The sequence below is a fragment of the Halorubrum sp. SP3 genome (assembly GCF_005435195.1).
GTDB lineage: Archaea > Halobacteriota > Halobacteria > Halobacteriales > Haloferacaceae > Halorubrum > Halorubrum sodomense.
Map to the genome: position 1 here is coordinate 1 of NZ_SGTU01000707.1, position 236 is coordinate 236.

A 236-nucleotide genomic window follows, 5' to 3' on the forward strand; every position below is an offset into this window, starting at 1 on the left:
TTCCTCACCAAACAACTCGGGTAACGCAAAACTCAGTTCTTTGAGTAATCCTAGGAAATTTTCCTGTGTCTCTGGAATCTCATTGTATATCTCTATTAACCGCTCATCATCATCATCTATAACCGCTTCGTGGACTGCCTCCGGATGGACGTCTGCTACTCGACCAAGCGCCTTGGCTCCGTGCGTCGTGTACAGGGACAGGTGGGACATATTCAATTTAGCGGCTGCCGGAGAGG

At 49.2% G+C, this 236-nt stretch carries 1 protein-coding gene; it reads right to left on the bottom strand.

Going from position 1 to position 236, the window contains the following annotated elements; all coding sequences use genetic code 11:
• A partial coding sequence (locus EXE42_RS20000; RefSeq protein WP_206750788.1) for a hypothetical protein occupies positions 1 to 236 on the bottom strand: 236 nt, incomplete at both ends.